The organism is Arthrobacter sp. Ms25, assembly GCF_059090365.1.
In genome coordinates this window covers 564186-582669 of sequence record NZ_JBNHFP010000002.1, presented here as the reverse complement: position 1 = coordinate 582669, position 18484 = coordinate 564186, and the positions used below count along the sequence as shown (strand labels likewise).

General features: G+C 66.2%; 15 protein-coding genes. 7 read left to right on the top strand and 8 right to left on the bottom strand.

Annotation, left to right across the window (positions count from 1 at the left end; translation table 11 throughout):
- Positions 1–114: 114 nt before the first annotated feature.
- The gene (locus AC5RT8_RS07190) at positions 115–2463 is read left to right on the top strand and encodes an FdhF/YdeP family oxidoreductase (protein ID WP_494095022.1); all 2349 of its coding nucleotides are present in this window, start codon (positions 115–117) and stop codon (positions 2461–2463) included.
- Positions 2464–2567: 104 nt separating this feature from the next.
- Here the strand turns inward: AC5RT8_RS07190 and AC5RT8_RS07185 are convergent, their stop codons facing one another.
- The 6 genes from AC5RT8_RS07185 to AC5RT8_RS07160 form a co-directional block, all read right to left on the bottom strand.
- Positions 2568–2885 (bottom strand): DUF6457 domain-containing protein, encoded by a 318-nt coding sequence (locus tag AC5RT8_RS07185; protein ID WP_494095021.1) that lies wholly within the window; start codon positions 2883–2885, stop codon positions 2568–2570.
- 38 nt (positions 2886–2923) lie between these two features.
- The gene (locus tag AC5RT8_RS07180; RefSeq protein ID WP_494095020.1) at positions 2924–3748 is read right to left on the bottom strand and encodes a PP2C family protein-serine/threonine phosphatase; all 825 of its coding nucleotides are present in this window, start codon (positions 3746–3748) and stop codon (positions 2924–2926) included.
- A gap of 186 nt (positions 3749–3934) precedes the next feature.
- Positions 3935–5083 (bottom strand): adenylate/guanylate cyclase domain-containing protein, encoded by a 1149-nt coding sequence (locus tag AC5RT8_RS07175; protein WP_494095019.1) that lies wholly within the window; start codon positions 5081–5083, stop codon positions 3935–3937.
- Positions 5076–5645 (bottom strand): PH domain-containing protein, encoded by a 570-nt coding sequence (locus AC5RT8_RS07170; protein WP_494095018.1) that lies wholly within the window; start codon positions 5643–5645, stop codon positions 5076–5078. The genes AC5RT8_RS07175 and AC5RT8_RS07170 overlap by 8 nt, the downstream gene beginning before the upstream one ends.
- Before the next feature lie 34 nt (positions 5646–5679).
- Positions 5680–6564 carry a biotin--[acetyl-CoA-carboxylase] ligase gene (locus tag AC5RT8_RS07165; RefSeq protein WP_494095017.1) on the bottom strand — a complete coding sequence of 295 codons (885 nt, stop codon included), beginning with the start codon at positions 6562–6564 and terminating at the stop codon, positions 5680–5682.
- A gap of 59 nt (positions 6565–6623) precedes the next feature.
- The gene (locus tag AC5RT8_RS07160; protein WP_494095016.1) at positions 6624–7481 is read right to left on the bottom strand and encodes an SDR family oxidoreductase; all 858 of its coding nucleotides are present in this window, start codon (positions 7479–7481) and stop codon (positions 6624–6626) included.
- Positions 7482–7729: 248 nt separating this feature from the next.
- On the opposite strand from AC5RT8_RS07160, the gene AC5RT8_RS07155 reads away from it, so the two are divergent.
- The 5 genes from AC5RT8_RS07155 to AC5RT8_RS07135 all read left to right on the top strand — a co-directional run bounded on the left by AC5RT8_RS07155 (position 7730) and on the right by AC5RT8_RS07135 (position 13639).
- Positions 7730–9325, top strand: a complete 1596-nt coding sequence (locus AC5RT8_RS07155) for an acyl-CoA carboxylase subunit beta (RefSeq protein WP_494095015.1) — start codon at positions 7730–7732, stop codon at positions 9323–9325.
- Complete coding sequence (locus AC5RT8_RS07150; RefSeq protein WP_494095014.1) at positions 9322–9555, top strand: acyl-CoA carboxylase epsilon subunit; 234 nt, start codon at positions 9322–9324, stop codon at positions 9553–9555. The genes AC5RT8_RS07155 and AC5RT8_RS07150 overlap by 4 nt, the downstream gene beginning before the upstream one ends.
- Positions 9556–9654: 99 nt before the next feature.
- The gene (locus AC5RT8_RS07145) at positions 9655–11328 is read left to right on the top strand and encodes a DUF885 domain-containing protein (protein WP_494095193.1); all 1674 of its coding nucleotides are present in this window, start codon (positions 9655–9657) and stop codon (positions 11326–11328) included.
- A gap of 172 nt (positions 11329–11500) precedes the next feature.
- A complete protein-coding gene (locus tag AC5RT8_RS07140) occupies positions 11501–12895 on the top strand; it encodes a dicarboxylate/amino acid:cation symporter (RefSeq protein WP_494095013.1) in 1395 nt (464 codons plus the stop codon).
- A 93-nt stretch (positions 12896–12988) separates the two neighbouring features.
- Positions 12989–13639: a Maf family protein gene (locus AC5RT8_RS07135; RefSeq protein ID WP_494095012.1), complete on the top strand. Its 651-nt coding sequence runs from the start codon at positions 12989–12991 to the stop codon at positions 13637–13639.
- 225 nt (positions 13640–13864) lie between these two features.
- Here AC5RT8_RS07135 and AC5RT8_RS07130 read toward each other — a convergent pair whose 3' ends face one another.
- A complete protein-coding gene (locus AC5RT8_RS07130) occupies positions 13865–14425 on the bottom strand; it encodes a putative endonuclease domain-containing protein (protein WP_494095011.1) in 561 nt (186 codons plus the stop codon).
- A 707-nt stretch (positions 14426–15132) separates the two neighbouring features.
- Here AC5RT8_RS07130 and AC5RT8_RS07125 point away from each other — a divergent pair.
- Entirely contained in the window at positions 15133–16938 is a 1806-nt protein-coding gene (locus AC5RT8_RS07125; RefSeq protein WP_494095010.1) for an acetyl/propionyl/methylcrotonyl-CoA carboxylase subunit alpha, read from the top strand.
- A 76-nt stretch (positions 16939–17014) separates the two neighbouring features.
- Here AC5RT8_RS07125 and AC5RT8_RS07120 read toward each other — a convergent pair whose 3' ends face one another.
- Positions 17015–18433 carry an MFS transporter gene (locus AC5RT8_RS07120; protein ID WP_494095009.1) on the bottom strand — a complete coding sequence of 473 codons (1419 nt, stop codon included), beginning with the start codon at positions 18431–18433 and terminating at the stop codon, positions 17015–17017.
- Positions 18434–18484: the final 51 nt, after the last annotated feature.

Sequence of the window (18484 nt, the reverse complement as noted above, 5' to 3'; positions counted from 1 at the left end):
GCAGCGCTTGCGGCGGTGCGCCCTGACTGTTAGGCCTGTATGCAGATAAACTGCCAGAGAAGCAGTCGCCGCCCGCGGCAGACCTGCAGCTAAGCGATGAAGGGAAGTGCCGGCGTGGCCAGGAAAGAACCCCGCGTTAAAGAAGTCAATGAGAGCGATATAGAGGTCAAGGGAAAGCCGAAGGATTGGGCAGCGGGCGTCCCCGCCGTTTACCACTCCATGAAGCCGGCCATTGAGCACATGGGACTCTCCCGTGCTCTGGGGACCACCTTCCGCATGAACCAAAAGCACGGGTTCGACTGCCCCAGCTGTGCGTGGCCGGATCCGAAGGACCGCAGCCCGTTCGAATACTGCGAGGAAGGCGTCAAGGCCGTCACGTGGGAAGCCACGCCGGTAGTCATTCCCTCGGAGTTCTGGGCCGAACACAGTCTTACGGAGCTGCGTGGACGCAGCGAGTACTGGATGGGCATGCAGGGCCGGCTCACTGAGCCGCTGTACAAGCCCGCCGGCGAGGACCACTACCGTCCCGTGGGCTGGGATGAAGCCCTCGGCATCGTGGCTGACCGGCTTAAGGCACTGGACTCCCCGCACGAAGCTGCGTTCTATACCAGTGGGCGTACCTCCAACGAAGCAGCGTTCCTGTACCAGCTGTTCATCCGCGCCTTCGGTACGAACAACCTGCCGGACTGCTCCAACATGTGCCACGAGTCCTCGGGCTGGGGCATGGGCCAGACTATCGGTATCGGCAAGGCCACGGTGGCCTACGAGGACTTCGCCCAGGCGGACCTGATCATCCTCATGGGCCAGAACCCGGGCACCAACCACCCGCGCATGCTGACCGCGCTGGAAGAGTGCAAGCGCAACGGCGGCAACATCGTCGCCGTGAATCCGCTCCCGGAGGCCGGGCTGAAGCGCTACAAGAACCCGCAGAAGCCCCGCGGCGTCGCGGGCAAGGGCACCGAGATTGCGGACCAGTTCCTGCAGATCCGGCTCGGCGGGGACATGGCCCTGCTCCAGGCGATTTCCAAGCGGGTCTTCGAAGCCGAAGACAAGAACCCGGGAACGGTCCTGGACCACGATTTCCTGGAGAAGCACTGCGAGGGCCTCGCGGATCTGAAGGAACACCTGCTGCTGGTCGACGACGACGAGGTGCTGGAAGCAACCGGCCTGCGTGCCGAGGAAATCGATGAACTGGCCGACCGCTACCTTCGGGCCGAAAAGGTCATCATCACCTGGGCCATGGGCATCACCCAGCAGAAAAAGGGCGTTGCCACGATCAAGGAGATCATCAACCTCCTGCTGCTGCGCGGCAACATCGGCAAGCCGGGCGCCGGCGCCGCACCGATCCGCGGGCACAGCAACGTCCAGGGTGACCGCACCATGGGCATCTGGGAACAGATGCCGCCGGCGTTCCTGGATTCGCTGGGCAAGGAGTTCAACTTCGATCCGCCCCGCGACCACGGGGCAGACGCCGTGGAAACCTTCTACCGGATGCAGGACGGCCGGATCAAGTTCTTCATGGCACTCGGCGGCAACCTGATCTCCGCCATCTCGGACACCCAGTTCGCCGAGGCCGCCATGGAAAAGACGGACATGACCGTGCAGATGTCCATCAAGCTCAACCGGTCCCACCTGGTCACCGGCAAGGAAGCGCTGATCCTTCCGGTCCTGGGCCGTACGGAAATCGACGTCCAGGAAACCGGACGGCAGTTCGTCTCCGTAGAGGACACCGTATGTGTGGTCCATGCCTCGCACGGCGGGGTGGAACCGGTATCGAAGAACCTGCTCTCGGAACCGGCAGTGATTGCCCGTCTCGGTGCGCTGGTTATCGGCGACCGGATCGACGCCGACTGGGCCGGTTACGAGAAGGACTATGACCTGATCCGGGACCACATTTCCCGGGTCGTGGAAGGCTGCGAGAACTACAACGAGCGGATCCGCCACGAAGGCGGTTTCGTGCTGCCCAACGGCCCGCGGGATTCCCGGACCTTCAACACCCCCACGGGCAAGGCCATCCTGACCGTCAACGACCTGGAAGCGGTCAAGCGCCCCGAAGGTACCCTGCTGCTGCAGAGCCTGCGTTCCCATGACCAGTGGAACACCACGATCTACGGGCACAATGACCGCTACCGCGGGATCAAGGGCGGCCGCCACGTGCTGTTCATGAACTCCGGTGACATCGAGGAGCTGGGCCTGGCGGACGGCCAGTACATCGACATCCACGGCGTCCACCACGACGGCGTCGAGCGCGTAGTGCGTAACTTCCGGGTAGTCTCCTACCCCACGCCCAAGGGCTGTGTGGCGGCGTACTACCCCGAAGCCAACGTGCTGGTACCGCTGGACCACGTTGCCGAGGGCAGCAACACCCCGGTGTCCAAGGCCGTCGTCGTCCGGGTCGAGCCGGCCGCGCAGCCGACCAACGGACCTGAGGACAAAATGCGCCGGGCGACGGTGAACGCCTAACCGCAGCGGCATAGACAGAAGGGGAGGCCAGGACTTCGGTCCTGGCCTCCCCTTCGTTCACCTGCGCCTATCGGCGGCCGGTGACAGTGCGTCTGTTCCTGCCGTTACTGGGCAGAACCCTTCCATCCCGGATTGTCCGGTCCTTCCAGACCGGTCTCGGCCAGCTGAAAGGCAGTGTCCGCAGCCTTCTGAACTGCCTCGTCCGCTGCCTTGCGCCCGCTGGTGGTGGTGAGTCCGGCCGCGTAGCCGACCACAAAGGCACTGATGACCCCGGCGTTGCCGGTGACGGTCTGCGCAGACTTTTCGCCCAGTTCCACGAGCATTTTGTGGTCCACTTCCAGATCCAGGATCTGCAGCGCCTGGGTCAGGCGGCGGCTCCAATCGCTCAGTAGGCGCTCTTCCATATCCGGGTTGGTACTCATTGCGGCTCCTTCTGTGGTGCTGGTTGTATTCCTCAAGCTTATTCGGCTGAGTCGGTGAGGTCCGCCGATGTACCCGTCAGGGTGACCGCGTCGGATCCGTGGCCGTCGGCGGCGCCATCGACGTCGACTACCAAAACTGTAATGTTGTCCCGTCCGCCCGAGCGCAGCGCGGCCTGGACCAGAGCCGCGCAGGCGTCCTGCGGATTCGGCACAGAGGCGAGGACCTGGAGAATCTGGCTGTCGCTGACCTCCCCGGTCAGCCCGTCGGAACACACCATGAGCCGATCTCCCGGCTCCACGGGGAGCAGCCAGAAGTCCGCCTCTGCATCGTTGCCCGTCCCCAGTGCGCGGGTGACCACGTGGCGGCGGGGGTGCACCAGCGCCTCGTCAGCGGTGATCTGGCCGAGGTCCACCAGCTCCCGCACCTCGCTGTGGTCCACGGTGACCTGCGCCAAGGCTCCCGAGCTCAGCCGGTAGGTACGGGAATCGCCCACGTTGAACACCAGCCAGTGGGGTTTACCCCCTTCACGCACCAGGACGGCGCCGCTCAGCGTAGTGCCGGCACGTCCGCCGGTGGCTTCACGGATGCGGCGGTCCGACTCCTGGATCAATGCCTCCAGCTGCTCGACCGAAAACTCCGGCAGATGCTTCCCCACAATCGGGGAATCCCCCAGGGTGCGGACGCAGATGCTGCTGGCCACCTCGCCTGCTTCATGCCCGCCCATGCCGTCGGCAACGGCGAAGATCGGCTCGGCAGCGATGAGTGAGTCTTCATTCAATTCGCGTCGCAGTCCCCGGTCGGAGGCGTACCCAAACACGGCATGCAGGTCAGCATCCGGAGATGTCGTTTCGTCGGAGTTCATTCACGCCCTATCCGGCAGGATCCCTAAGTGATCTGGCTTACGCATTTCTCTTTCATACCCTAACCGACGTCGGCCCGCCCGGCTCAGGCGCCGGGCGGCGCTTCGATCTTCGCTGTCCCCCGGAATCGCCGCCGACTGCCCATGAGGGCGAAAACGGTGTCGGGAGCCCGGCGTAACTATAAAGCGTTAGTCGAGCACGAGGCCGGATCCGGTCCCCCGGGCCAGGGTTACGGGATGGATTTCCCCGAAGCCCCGGACATTACGTGGCCGGTGCGGGATCAGCACGAATCTCGGGTTGTCCTTCAGTGCGGCGGCGGTGGAGGCGTCGGTCAGGACAGTGCCCGGTTCGGACAGGGAGGTCAGCCGGGAGGCAAGGTTCACGGTGGGACCGTAGATATCGCCCAGGCGGGAGAGCACCCGGCCCCAGACCAGGGACACCCGTGCCGAGGGCAGCAGCTCATCCTCCGTGAATGCCTTGGCCAGGGCGAGGGAAATCTCCGCCCCCGCTTCGGGGGTTTCGGCATTGAACAGGACTTCGTCACCGATGGTCTTGACCAGCCGGCCGCCGCCCACCGAGATGATTTCCGCGCACTTGTGCTCGAAGCGCTGCACCATCTGGGCCAGCGTCTTCTCGTTCATCTGCCGGGAGAGGCTTGTGTAGGAAACCAGGTCGGCAAAACCGACGGCGCGTGCCAGCGGCAGCGGCGCGTCGTCGGTGGCGGCATCGTCATGGCTGGCCAAACCGGCCTCGGCCCGCAGGGCCAGGCGCTGGACGGCCGCATTCAGCTGGCGCTTCCAGGCGTACACGAGGGTTTTTTCGAGCGGTTCGATGAGGCCGGGAAGGGCTTCAACCAGCCGCTTGCGGGCTTCGGCATCGGTGATTCCGCGGCGGACCACCATTTCCTCCACCAGCGCTTCAACCTGCCACACCACCATCCGGTCCGTCATCTGCCCGATGGACCGCATGATGGAAATCGCCGCGTCCTCGGTGAGCTGTTCATCGCGCACCAGTTCGATCACGGTACTCAATGCCTCGCGATCCTGTTCGGTGAAGAACACGGCATCGTCGTCGAGGTTCGGAAAACCCATGGCCCGCCAGAGCTTGCGCGCGGACAGCAGGGACACGCCGGCTTCGGCAGCGGCTTCACGGCGCCGGAGCGTCCGCGGTCCTCCCAGCAGCTGGGCCTCGAGTTTGCGGACATCTTCGCGGTCAATCTCGGTGCCTGTGCTGGCGCGCGAGTAGTCGGGACGCCTCACCGGCACCGGCCGGATTGGCTGGGTCATCGGTTCCGGGTGGCTCGCGGGTCCGGACCCGCCGTGGCCGGCATCAGTCATGGTCCCTCCCTTCGTAGTCGTATCCCCTGTCTGTTTCCATATCTACACCATCGAACATGGCCGTCAGCGGCAGCTGCCCGATGGCCGACACCACGACGGAGCGGAACCTGTGCACCTCCGGCACGGCCGGATACTGCATAATCCGCCCGTGACCCAGGTCGAGGATGAGGGTTCCGCTGCGCTGCATCCGGTCCGTCACGGACTGCCGGATTTCCAACTGGTAGATGGCAGCCAACGCTATCTCGTGCTCGCGGCGCACCAGCACTCCCTGCCGCCGGATAAGCCGCCGGTCGGTGAGGATGATGCGGCCCGCAAGCCAGCGAAGAACCGGGGGCAGGCAGTAGCGGGCCAGCACCAGCAGTGCCAGTCCCACGACCGCCGGCTGCAGGTAAGGGCTCCACTCGCCCAGTTGTCCGGGCAGGGAGTCCCGTCCCAGCCAGCCGATGGCGTAACCGGCCAACGCTCCCGTGATTCCCGCCAGCGTCAGCGGCTTCCAGAGGGAACGGGCATGCGGGCGGCCGGCGGCAATGATGTGCTCGCCGGGAGAAAGTCTCAGGCGCACGGAGCGCCTCCCCGCGGAACGGCCGGTGCGGTCCTCACGGCTGCTCGGGGCGCAGGTGCACGACATCGGCGGCGCTGACGGTGTGCGCGTTGCCGGAGTCGTCGACGATAACCAGTGCACCGGTGGGCGCCAGCGCCACGGCACGCCCGGTGATCACGGCGCCGCCGGGCAGCTGCGCGCTGACGCGGAGGCCCAGGGTGCCGAGGCGCGCGGCGACCTCGTCCCGCAGCGCGTCCTTCTTTCCGTCCGGCACTGCCTCGGGGTCTCCGTCCACGGAGCAGAATGCCCGGTACCGGGCGGCCAGCGCCAGCAGGTAGTCCTGCAGCAGAATGTTGCGGTCGGTAGTGGAGGCGTACTCCATCAGCAGGCTGGTGGCGGTAGGCACGGGCAGGTCTTCATCGGTCAGGCTGACATTCAAGCCGGCGCCGACCACTACGGCCGGGGGCCCGTCGGAGGAAGGAACCAGCTGCGCCAGCACGCCGGCCAGTTTCCTGCCGTCCACCATGACGTCGTTCGGCCACTTCAGCCGGGCCTCGACGCCGGTGCGTGCGGCAACGCTTTCGGCCAGGGCCAGGGCCGCCAGCAGCGACAGCCACCCGTAGGAGTTCGTGGGCAGGGGCCGCCCGGCCGCGTTTTCGGGACGCAGGAGCACACTGACGAACAGCGAGGAACGCTCCGGCGCCACCCAGCTGCGCTCCATCCGGCCGCGGCCGGCGGTCTGCAGCTCGGCGGTCAGGACGCTGAGGTCCGGAACCTCTGAAGGGCGCAGCCGTGCGGCCTCCGCCAGGTCGGTATTGGTGGATCCGGTCTCCGTCACTACGTCCAGCGCAGCGAAGGGGCCGTTGGGTGCCACCAGCGCCGCCCTCAGGCGGGCCGGATCCAGGGCCGGTCTTTCCATGCTGGAGTAGTGCAGTTGCATTCTTCCGATCTTACGCGGGCGCCCTGACATTCCCTTCGCCCGCGGTCCTGCAGCAGCGGTCAGAGGAAAAAGTCGGGCATGAGCTTGTCCGCCGGAACCCCGGGCGCATACCGGCTGAAATCCGTGATCCCTTCCTCGCGGAGCACCTCTTCATCCGTGTAGAAGTTGCCGGTGGACCGGCCGCTGGGACGGGTGAGGATTGCGTGTGCGGCATCCGCCATGATGTCCGCGCTGCGGGAGGCGGCGGCAAGCCTGTCGCCCCCGGGCATGTTGCGGATGGCCGCGGTGTTGATCCCGGTCACCGGCCAGAGCGAGTTGACGGACACGCCGTCGTTCTTCAGTTCCTCGGCGAGGCCGAGCGTGGTGAGGGACATGCCGTACTTGGCCATCGTGTACGCGAGGTAGCCGCCGGCCCACTTGGGATCGAGGTTCAAGGGCGGGGACAGGGTGAGGATGTGTCCGTTGCCGGAGCGGCGCAGGGCATCCAGGGAGAACTTGGACAGCATGAACGTGCCGCGCGTGTTGATGTCCGCCATCAGGTCGTAGCTCTTCATCGTGACGGCGTCGGTGCCGGAGAGGTCGATGGCGGAGGCGTTGTTCAGGACAATGTCGATCCCGCCGAACTGCTCCAGGGTGGTTTCGACGGCGCGGGCAACATCTTCGTCGCGGCGCACGTCGCCGATGATCGGCAGGGCCTTGCCGCCGGCGGCCTCCAGTTGCTCCGCCGCGGTGTAGACCGTTCCTTCCAGCTTGGGGTGCGGCTGCGCCGTCTTGGCCAGCATGGCAATGTTCGCGCCGTCCGCTGCCGCGCGCAGGGCTATGGCCAGGCCGATGCCGCGGCTTCCGCCGGACATCAGGATGGTGCGTCCGGCGAGGGACCGTGGCGCTGTTTCCGGGGTGCTGTTCGGGATGCTCATAGCCACAGGGTAATGCACCTCACGTCGATGTTACTAGGCAGTAACATCGCACCGCAGGGTGCCTGCCGCCGGGAGCCGGACCAACCGGCAGGGAACGAAATTGTAGGTTTTCTACACTCAGTCCCTCCGGTCCGGCTCACTAGACTGGATAAACCGTCACGATTTTTGTGCGGAACCTACTTAACGCCTGCCCTGCTTCCCGTTCCGGAGGCGGTGCAGCGTCTCGACTGAAGCACCCGGAGGCCCCTTTGAGCATCGACCAGGACCTGTCCCTGCATACGACGGCCGGCAAGATTGCCGAGTTCCGGCGCCGCCGGGCCGCCGCCGAGATGCCCTCCGGCGCTGCCGCGGTGGAGAAGCAGCATGCCCGCGGCAAGCACACGGCACGCGAGCGCATCGAACTGCTCGTGGACGCCGGTTCCTTCGTCGAGTTCGACGCCCTTGCGGTGCACCGCTCCACCGCGTTCGGCATGGAGAAGAAAAAGCCCCTCGGCGACGGGCTCGTGTCCGGCTACGCCACCGTCGACGGGCGTCCGGTGGCCGTCTACAGCCAGGATTTCACGGTGTACGGAGGCTCGCTGAGCCAGGTCAACGGCGAGAAGATCGTCAAGGTGCAGGAATTCGCACTGCGCAACGGCTGCCCGGTGATCGGCATCCTCGACGGCGGCGGGGCCCGCATCCAGGAGGGCGTCGCCTCACTGGCGATGTTCGCCGATATCTTCCGCAACAATGTCCATGCCTCCGGCGTCGTCCCCCAGATCTCACTCATCATGGGCCCGTCCGCCGGCGGTGCCGCCTACTCCCCCGCGCTGACCGACTATGTGGTGATGGTGGACAAGACCTCGCACATGTTCATCACCGGACCCGATGTCATCAAGACGGTCACGGGTGAAGACGTGGACATGGAGACCCTCGGCGGCGCCCGGCAGCACAACACGAACACGGGCACCTCCGCCTATCTCGCCTCTGATGAAGAAGACGCCATCGAGTTCGTCCGCGAACTGCTCGACTTCCTGCCCTCGAACAACCTGGCCGAAGCACCGCTGGCGGCATTCGACTCCGCCCCCGAGCCCACGGCGGCCGACGAGGCCCTGGATGAGCTGATCCCGGACTCGGCGAACCAGCCTTACGACATCCGCACCGTCATCGAGACCGTCCTGGATGACGGGCATTTCTTGGAAATGCAGGGCCTGTATGCGCCGAACGTCATCATCGGCTACGGCCGGATGGAGGGCCACACCGTGGGCATCGTGGCCAACCAGCCCATGCAGTTCGCCGGAACCCTGGACATCGCCGCCTCCGAGAAGGCCGCCCGGTTTGTCCGGAACTGCGACGCCTTCAATATCCCGATCCTGACCTTCGTGGACGTGCCGGGCTTCCTACCGGGCAAGGACCAGGAATTCCAGGGCATCATCCGCCGCGGCGCCAAGCTGCTCTACGCCTACGCCGAGGCCACCGTCCCCAAGCTGACGGTCATTACCCGCAAGGCGTACGGGGGCGCGTACATCGTGATGGGCTCCAAGAAGCTCGGCGCGGACATCAACCTCGCCTGGCCCACGGCACAGATCGGCGTCATGGGCGCCCAGGGCGCGGTGAACATCCTCTACCGTGCCCCGCTCAAGGCAGCGGCCGACGGCGGCGGCGACGTCGAGGACGTGCGGCGCCAATACATCGAGCAGTATGAAGACGAGCTGCTCAACCCCTACCAGGCGGCCGAACTCGGCTACGTGGACGCCGTCATTGCGCCGTCGGAGACCCGGCTGCAGCTGATCCGCGGCCTGCGGGCGCTGCGGGACAAGCGCGCCTCGCTGCCCGCCAAGAAACACGGGAACATGCCGCTGTGAGCACCGGACATGAGGACAGTGAACCGGCTTCCGACGCTTTGCTTTCCGTCGTCGCCGGCAATCCGACGGAGGAGGAGCTGGCGGCGTTGACCGCCGTCGTCGCCGCACTGGAAGCGCAGGGCGCACCGTTGCCGCCCGCCCGGCCGGTGCACCGAGCCTGGGTGCGCCGGCGGAATCTGCGGCTGGACCCGAAACCCGGGCCCGGTTCCTGGCGGCGGAGCTACCGCTAGTCATAAACAGCCCCCGGGCCACCAAGCGGTTAGGCTACCTTTGTGACCCAACAGACTCCTTCCTCAGCACCCGTACCCGCCGCTGCCGGCAGTGCCCCGGTGCGCCAGCCCACCGCCATCGACGCCGTTGCCGATGCCTTCACCGCTACGCTCCTGCAGCTGGACCCGTCCTTCGCGACATCCCTGGGCATCCCGGGGCGGGAGTCGGAGTACGGCGACTATTCGCCTGCCGGCATGGAATCCTTCGCCGAAGCCGCCCGGGAGACACTGGGCCGGCTGGACGGACTGGAACCGACCGACGACGTCGACCGCGTGACACTGGACGCGATGCGCGAACGCCTCGGCCTGGACCTGGAAATCCATGAATCCGGCTGGGACCTGGCAGAGCTGAACAACATCGCCTCCCCTGCCCAGGGCATCCGCAGCATCTTCGACCTGATGCCCACGGACACCGAAGAGCAGTGGCACCATATTGCGGGCCGCCTGAACAACGTGGATGACGCCGTCGCCGGCTACATCACCAGCCTGCGCAGCGGCATCGAACGCGGACTTGTGGCTGCCCGCCGGCAGGTGAAGATTGTCGTGGAACAGGCTTCCGCGTATGCAGAGGACGGCGGCTTCTTTGACGCCCTGGCCGCCAACGCCTCCCTGCCCGGCGGCGGCGAGCTGCCCGAAGCACTCCGCGCCGACCTGCGGACCGGCGCCGAAGCCGCCCGCCGCGCCTATGCGAACCTTGCCTCTTTCCTGGAGCAGGAACTGCTTCCGGCCGCTCCCGCCGCGGATGCCGTGGGCGCCGAACGCTACGCGCTCATGTCCCGCCGGTTCCTCGGGTCCGCCGTGGACCTGGAAGAGACGTACCAGTGGGGTGTGGAGGAGCTGGACCGCATCATCGCCGAGCAGGAAGCCGTCGCGGAACAGATCCGTCCCGGTGCGACCGTGGCCGAAGCCATGCGGATCCTGGACGAGGATCCGGCCCGCCAGCTGCACGGCACCGACGAGCTGCAGGCCTGGATGCAGAACCTGGCGGACCGCGCCGTGGAGGACCTCGCCGGGTCCCACTTCGACATCAGCGAACCGATGCGCCGGATCGAGTGCATGATCGCCCCCACCCAGGAAGGCGGCATCTACTACACCGGTCCGAGCGATGATTTCTCCCGCCCGGGCCGCATGTGGTGGTCCGTACCCGCCGGTGAAGACACCTTCACCACCTGGCAGGAGACCACCACCGTCTACCACGAGGGTGTTCCCGGCCATCATCTGCAGATCGCGACGGCGACGGCGGCACGCGGTCTCCTCAACGACTGGCGGCGCAACGTGTGCTGGGTGTCCGGCCACGGAGAGGGCTGGGCGCTGTACGCCGAACGGCTGATGGAGCAGCTGGGCTACCTCAGCGATCCGGGCGACCGGATGGGCATGCTCGATGCGCAGCGGATGCGTGCCGCACGGGTGGTCTTCGATATCGGCGTCCACCTGGAACTGCAGATCCCCGAACGGTGGGGCGAAGGAACCTGGACCGCCGATAAGGGCTACGAGTTCCTGAAGCAGAACCTGTCGATCAGTGAGGGACAGCTGAACTTCGAGTTCACCCGCTACCTCGGCTGGCCGGGCCAGGCCCCGTCCTACAAGCTGGGCCAGCGGCTCTGGGAGCAGATCCGCGACGAGGTCCGCAGCCGCGAAGGCGACGCCTTCGACCAGAAAGCGTTCCACACCCGGGCCCTGCAGTTGGGCTCCGTCGGCCTGGATACGCTGCGGCGTGCCCTGCTGGGTGAGTAGGAAAGTGCGATCTTAGTCACTGTGGCCCGGGGAATATCCCGGGCCACTGCCGTTTCGGGCACTGCTGGCGCGGAATCGATCTCATCCCGAACGGTGAACCGGCAATTACCTACCGTAATATTTCGCAACTTTGAGTCCGGTCTGATATGAGCAGGCCGCTAGAGTCTTTCCCGTGACCTCACAGACCTCCTCCCCAGAATCCCCCGCCCGGCGGCTGCCCAAGTGGGTAACCTCCTTCGGCCCGCAGATCATCGCCGCCCTGATTGCCGGCCTGGTGCTGGGCCTTGTGGCCAAGTCCATGGGCACGGTCGATGACCAGCCCAACTGGCTGACCGAAACACTGGACACCATCGGCAGCAGCTATGTTTCCCTGCTGAAGGCCGCCGTCGTCCCCCTGATCTTCACCGCAGTGGTTAGCTCCATCGCCAATCTCCGGGCCGTGTCCAACGCAGCCCGGCTTGCCTGGCAGACCCTGCTGTGGTTCGCGATCACGGCAATGATCAGCGTGACCATCGGCATTCTGCTCGGCGTCTTCCTGCAGCCCGGCGACAACGCCGACGTCAGCGAGGGCGAGGAGTTCAGCGGAAGCCAGGGCAGCTGGGTAGGTTTCCTGACCGGCCTGGTGCCGGCCAACTTCCTGGGCCTGGGCGCCAGCTCCAAGGTGGCCGAATCCGGCGACGTGGCCACCAGCGTCAGCTTCAACGTGCTGCAGATCCTCGTGATCGCGATTGCCGTCGGCATTGCCGCCCTGAAGGTCGGCAAGCCCGCCGAAGCATTCCTGGCCCTGAACGCCTCCGCGCTGGCCGTCATCCAGAAGGTCCTGTGGTGGATCATCCGGCTCGCTCCGGTCGGCACGGTCGGCCTCATCGGCACCGCCGTCGCAACCTACGGCTGGGACACCATCGGATCCCTGGGCATGTTCGCCCTGACCGTCTACATCGGCCTGTTCCTGGTGCTGTTCGGCGTCTACCCGGCGCTGATCAAGGCCCACGGCCTCTCCGTCCGCCAGTGGTTCTCCGGCGCCTGGCCCGCCATCCAGCTGGCCTTCGTGTCCCGCTCCTCCGTCGGAACCCTGCCGCTGACCCAGCGGGTCACCGAGCGCAACCTCGGCGTCCCCCGGGCCTACGCCTCCTTCGCCGTGCCGCTGGGCGCCACCACCAAGATGGACGGCTGCGCCTCCATCTACCCGGCGGTCTCCGCGATCTTCGTGGCCCAGTTCTTCAACATCGACCTGGTCTTCACCGATTACCTGCTGATCGCCCTGGTCTCGGTCCTGGGCTCCGCCGCGACTGCCGGCACCACCGGCGCCGTCGTCATGCTGACCCTGACCCTGTCCACCCTCGGCCTGCCGCTGGCCGGCGTCGGCCTGCTGCTGTCCATCGATCCGATCCTGGACATGGGCCGCACCGCGGTGAACGTGGCCGGCCAGACCGTGGTCCCCACCCTCGTGGCTAAGCGCAACGGCCTGCTGGATGCGGGACTGTACAACGCCAAGCGCGAGGGCGATCCGTTCGCGGACGATTCCGAGCAGGTTGAGGTTCCCCTGCTGGTTCAGTCCAAGAGCTAACCCTTTCGGCTACCTGCGCCGGGCCGTCCCTTTCGGGGCGGCCCGGCGTTTGTGGTTTCCGGACCGCTCCGCCCCGGCACTAGGCTGGAACCCGTGACCAACCTCCGCCTCATTCTGGCCTCCGCGTCCCCTGCCCGTACCAAGCTGCTGACCGATGCCGGCATCGCCCACACCGTCCTCGTTTCCGACGTCGACGAAGACGCCGTCACCGCCCGCTACGGCCTGACCGATCCGCATGACACCGCCCTGCTCCTGGCCCGCGCCAAGGCCGAAGCCGTCGCCTCGCTGCCCGAAGCCGTCGCCTCGCTGCCCGAAGCCGAGGGCGCCCTGGTGATCGGCTGCGATTCCGTGTTCGAGTTCGACGGCGAAGCACACGGCAAGCCGTGGGAGGCCGACATCGCCCGCGAGCGGATCCGCCGCATGAGCGGTTCCTCCGGGGTGCTGCACACCGGGCACTGGCTGGTGGACTGCCGGGACACCGACGAGGACGGCTCCGGAGCCACCGTGGGGGCGGTGTCCTCCGCCAGCGTGCACTTCGTGAAGCTTACCGACGAGGAAATCGAGGCCTACATCGCCACGGGTGAACCGTTGCAGGTGGCCGGATCCTTCACGATCGACTCCTTGGGCGGGGCCTTCATCGAGAGGGTCGACGGCGACCCGCACGCCGTCGTCGGGCTTTCCGTCTCGACGCTGCGCCAGCTGCTGGCCAGCGCCGACGTGCGGATCATCGACCTCTGGAAGTAGCTTCCGGCGCCTGGGGGCTCCTGGTCTGTCTTCATGGCGCGGCTCCTTCCGTACAGCTGATGTCGTTTGCAGGTTCTCCGGCCCATCTTCCGTACAGCTAATGCAGTCTGCGCGCATCTTCCGTACAGCTGATGTTGTCTGTAGGCCCTCCGGACAACATCAGCTGTACACCAGGCAGGACGTAACCGCACCAGCTGTACGGAAGGCGTTGGGAGCGGGGCCGTCTCACCCCGACGGCGTCCATCCCCCCAGTGCAAGACCTCTGCGCACCTTTGAGGCTACCCACGAGGATCCCTGAGCCAGATCGGCCCGGCTGATCTTCACCTGCACCCAGCCCAGTTCGGCGGTCAAAAGGTCCCGATGATGGTCCTTCGCCTGTTGTTCCGGAGTCAGGTGGTGAGTGCCGTCGTATTCGAGGCAAGTCCGGAACTCTCGGCATCCCAGGTCCGCCCACACCCGCGGCTGACCGTACTCATCGAGCAGGGCTACGTTCGGTAAGAACTCCGGCAGATCGGCATACTTAGCCAGCATCAGCCGCAGCCGGGTCTCGGACGGGGAATCCACACCCACGCGGACACACTCCAATGCCTGGCGGCTCCGACGGACGCCGGGGACACCCTGCCGCTCGTTGACCAGGCTGTGCAATTCGTCCAATGGGGCCAAGGGCCGGCGTGGCGAGCCGAAGTTGCGGTGATGTTCGCTCACTACTTGGTCACCCATAATCACCAGCTCTTCCACGGAGAGAACACTGGCCAGGTCCAGCCAGGTGCGGCTGATTGTCGTCACGCGCAGCCCTTGGACCTGAGTGATCTCATGAGGTCCCAGCGCCAGCCGATGTCCACAGACGTGCCGCCGTCGCGGTGGTCCATGCTCGGGACTCCGACTGAGGTGGATCCGGGGCTCCTCGGCGACCCTACATGGCAGAGCCAGACCGTGCAGCCGGGCCGCTGTTCCGTGGCTGATGACAGCATCTGGAAGCAGCTCCAAATACGGCCGGCACCCGGCGGCGAGGTCGAAGCCGGCCGTTTTGGGAACTCGTATGGCCCGGCTGGGAGCCCGAAGGTCCGGAGCACGGAGCCGGGCAGCGCTCAACCCGGCCGCGATGGCATGCCCGTAGGTAAAGGGGGTGGTGAATTGCTCCGGCAGAGGCTGAGGCATCGGCATGGCTCTATTAAGAGGGATGCTCGCCGGGACAATCCGTTTTCCACAGCGCTATGAGACTGCAGGGCGGTTCCTGCACAGCAGATGCTGCTTCGGGGAGGAGTGGACAACTTCTGCTGCGCAAAAGCCACGGCCATGGTCCCAGGATTCCGCGACGTTAGGCCACCGGCTACGGAACCCAGAACATAGCTCCCGGTGACCCCGGAGCACCCCCGCCTTTGTAGAATCTCCACAACTAAGGGACGGTTCCCACGCAGAAACAGCACGCATTATGGCCCGAGACCACAAAACCGCGCTAGGCTCCGAACAGATCAAAAGGAGCCAGTGCACCAATGAGCCAGAACACCCCCGCGCCTGCTGCGACCCCCGCCAAGGCACTCACGAAGATCCTCATTGCCAACCGCGGCGAGATTGCGGTACGCGTCATCCGCGCAGCCCGCGATGAAGGAATCGCCGCCGTTGCGGTCTATGCCAACCCGGACCGCGACGCCCTGCATGTCCGCCTCGCGGATGAAGCCTATGCCTTGGGCGGCAGCACCGCAGCCGAGTCCTACCTGGACATGGACAAGATCCTCGACGCCGCCGCACGGGCAGGTGCCGACGCCATCCACCCCGGCTACGGGTTCCTCTCCGAAAACGCCGAATTCGCCCAGCGCGTCATCGACGCCGGCCTCACCTGGATCGGCCCCTCCCCCAGCGCCATTTCGCAGCTCGGCGACAAGGTCCAGGCCCGGCACATTGCAGCCAAGGTCGGCGCACCGCTGGTTCCCGGAACCCCGGATCCGGTGGAGTCCGCCCAGGACGTCCTGGACTTCGCAGACCGTCACGGCCTCCCGCTGGCCATCAAGGCAGCCTTCGGCGGCGGCGGCCGCGGTATCAAGGTCGCCCGCACCCGCGAAGAAATCCCCGAAATGTTCGACTCCGCCGTCCGGGAAGCAACGGCCGCCTTCGGCCGCGGCGAGTGCTTCATCGAGCGCTTCCTGGACGCCCCGCGCCATGTCGAAACCCAGTGCCTGGCCGACGGATACGGCAACGTCGTCGTCGTCTCCACCCGCGACTGCTCCCTGCAGCGCCGCAACCAGAAGCTGGTCGAGGAAGCCCCCGCCCCGTTCCTTTCCGAAGAGCAGAACGCCAGCCTGTACGCGGCATCGAAGGCCATCTTGAAGGAAGCTGGCTACCAGGGTGCCGGGACGTGCGAATTCCTCGTCGGCAGGGACGGAACCATCTCGTTCCTCGAGGTCAACACCCGCCTGCAGGTGGAGCACCCGGTTTCCGAGGAAGTCAGCGGTCTGGACCTGGTCCGCGAACAGTTCCGCATCGCCCGCGGCGAGGCACTGGGCTACGGGGACCCGGAAGTACGCGGCCACTCCATCGAATTCCGGATCAACGGCGAGGATCCGGGCCGCAATTTCATGCCCGCCCCCGGCACCGTCTCCGAGTTCAAGCTGCCCACCGGCCCCGGCGTCCGCGTGGACTCCGGAATTGAAGCCGGCGAAACCGTGGGCGGGAACTTTGATTCCATGCTCGCCAAGCTGATCATCACCGGTGCCACCCGCCGCGAGGCGCTGCAGCGGGCACGGCGCGCCCTGGCCGAGATCGACGTCGTCGGCATGCCGACCGTCCTGCCCTTCCACCGTGCAGTCGTTGCCGACCCCGCCTTCACCGGCGAGGACAGCTTCGGCGTCCACACCCGCTGGATCGAAACCGAGTTCGCGAACACCATCCCGGTCTGGAGCGGCGAACCCGGAACGGGCGACGACGACGACGAGCGCCGCCGCGTGACCGTGGAAGTAGGCGGCAAACGGCTGGAGGTTGTGCTCCCGGCCGGTCTGGGCGGCTCCGCAGCCGGTGCTGCCAACGGCGCCCGCAGCAACGGCAAGGCCCGCAAGCGTTCGCGGGGAGGCGCCTCCGCCGCCGCCGCCGGGGATGACCTGACGTCGCCCATGCAGGGCACCATCGTCAAGGTGGCCGTCGAGGACGGGGCAGCAGTCCGCGAGGGTGACCTCGTGGTGGTGCTCGAAGCCATGAAGATGGAACAGCCATTGACCGCGCACAAGTCCGGCACTATCTCCGGGCTGAGCGCCCTGCCTGGCGCTACGGTTTCCGCCGGCGCCGTCATCGCCTCGATCCTGGACTGATCCGGCACAAGCACCGGCACAAACGCAGCAGGCCCGGTTCCCGCAATGGGAACCGGGCCTGCTGCGTTGGAACGGCTTAGAGGACCTTCACGGCCTCGCTGGCATTGTTCTCATAGTCGACGTCGCGCGTTTCCTTGGTGACAAACAGTGCCACCAGGGTCAGCACGGCCATGGACGACAGGTAGATGCCCACCAGCCACGGGCTGCCGTCGGCGGCCTGCCACAGGGCGACAGCGATGAACGGAGCCACGGCCGCACCCAGGATCGAGGAGAAGTTGTAGGCGATGGCCGAGCCGGTGTACCGCACGTTGGTCGGGAAGAGCTCCGGCAGCAGTGCCCCCATGGGTCCGAAGGTCAGACCCATCAGGGTGAAGCCGATGATCAACAGGGTCATGACACCGGCGGTGCCGCCGTCGAACAGCGGAGCGAACGTGAAGCCGAAGGCGAAGATCCCGGCGGTCACCGCCAGCAGCATCTTGCGGCGGCCGAACTTCTCCGCCAGCGGCCCGGCGACCAGGGTGAAGATACCGAAGAACACCACGCCGATGATCAGCATGATCAGGAAGTCGTTCCGGGCGTAGCCTAGGCCCGGGGCGAAGGCCTCCGGATCGAAGGCCTTTCCGGCCTTCTCGGCAGCCGCGCGGGCAGCTTCCTCAGTCTTGGCGGCAGTGCCGTAGGAGAGCGTGAAGGTGGTCATCAGGTAGAAGAGCACGTACGTGGCCAGCATGATGAACGTGCCGGCGATCATCTGGCGCCAGCTGAACCGGAATGCCTGGCCCAGCGGCAGCTTCTTGACTTCGCCGGAATCGAGCGCCTTCTGGAAGGCCGGGGTTTCCACCAGCTTCAGCCGGACATAGAGGCCGATGATCACCATCACGGCGCTGGCCAGGAAGGGCACGCGCCAGCCCCAGCTCATGAACTGCTCCTCGCTCAGCTGCATGCTCAGCACCAGGAACAGGCTGTTGGCCAGGATGAAACCGATCGGTGCACCCAGCTGCGGGAAGGTCCCCCACACCGCGCGCTTGTTGGCCGGCGCGTTTTCCGTGGCGAGCAGCGCGGCGCCGCTCCATTCCCCGCCGAGTGCCAGGCCCTGGGCGAACCGCATCACCACCAGCAGCGCCGGAGCCCAGAAGCTCCAGCCCGCCATGTCCGCCGTCGGCAGGCAGCCGATCAGGAACGTGGCAATGCCCATGGTCAGCAACGAGGCCACCAGTGTTCCCTTGCGTCCCACCTTGTCGCCGAAGTGCCCGAAGATGATGGAGCCGAGCGGTCGGGCGATGAAAGCCACTCCGAAGACGGCAAAGGAGCTCAGGAGCGCCGTGGCTCCTTCAGCCTCCGGGAAGAACAATCGCGGAAAGACGAGGACCGCGGCGGTCGCATAGACATAAAAGTCGTAGAACTCGATGGAGGTGCCGATCAGGCTGGCAACAATGACGCGGCTCTTGGAATTGGCCTTGGCCGGGGTGGCTGCGGCGGAGGGATTCGTTGTAGACATTGGAACTCTTTCGCAAGAGGAACTGAAGTATCCACATCGTAGGAGTATCCG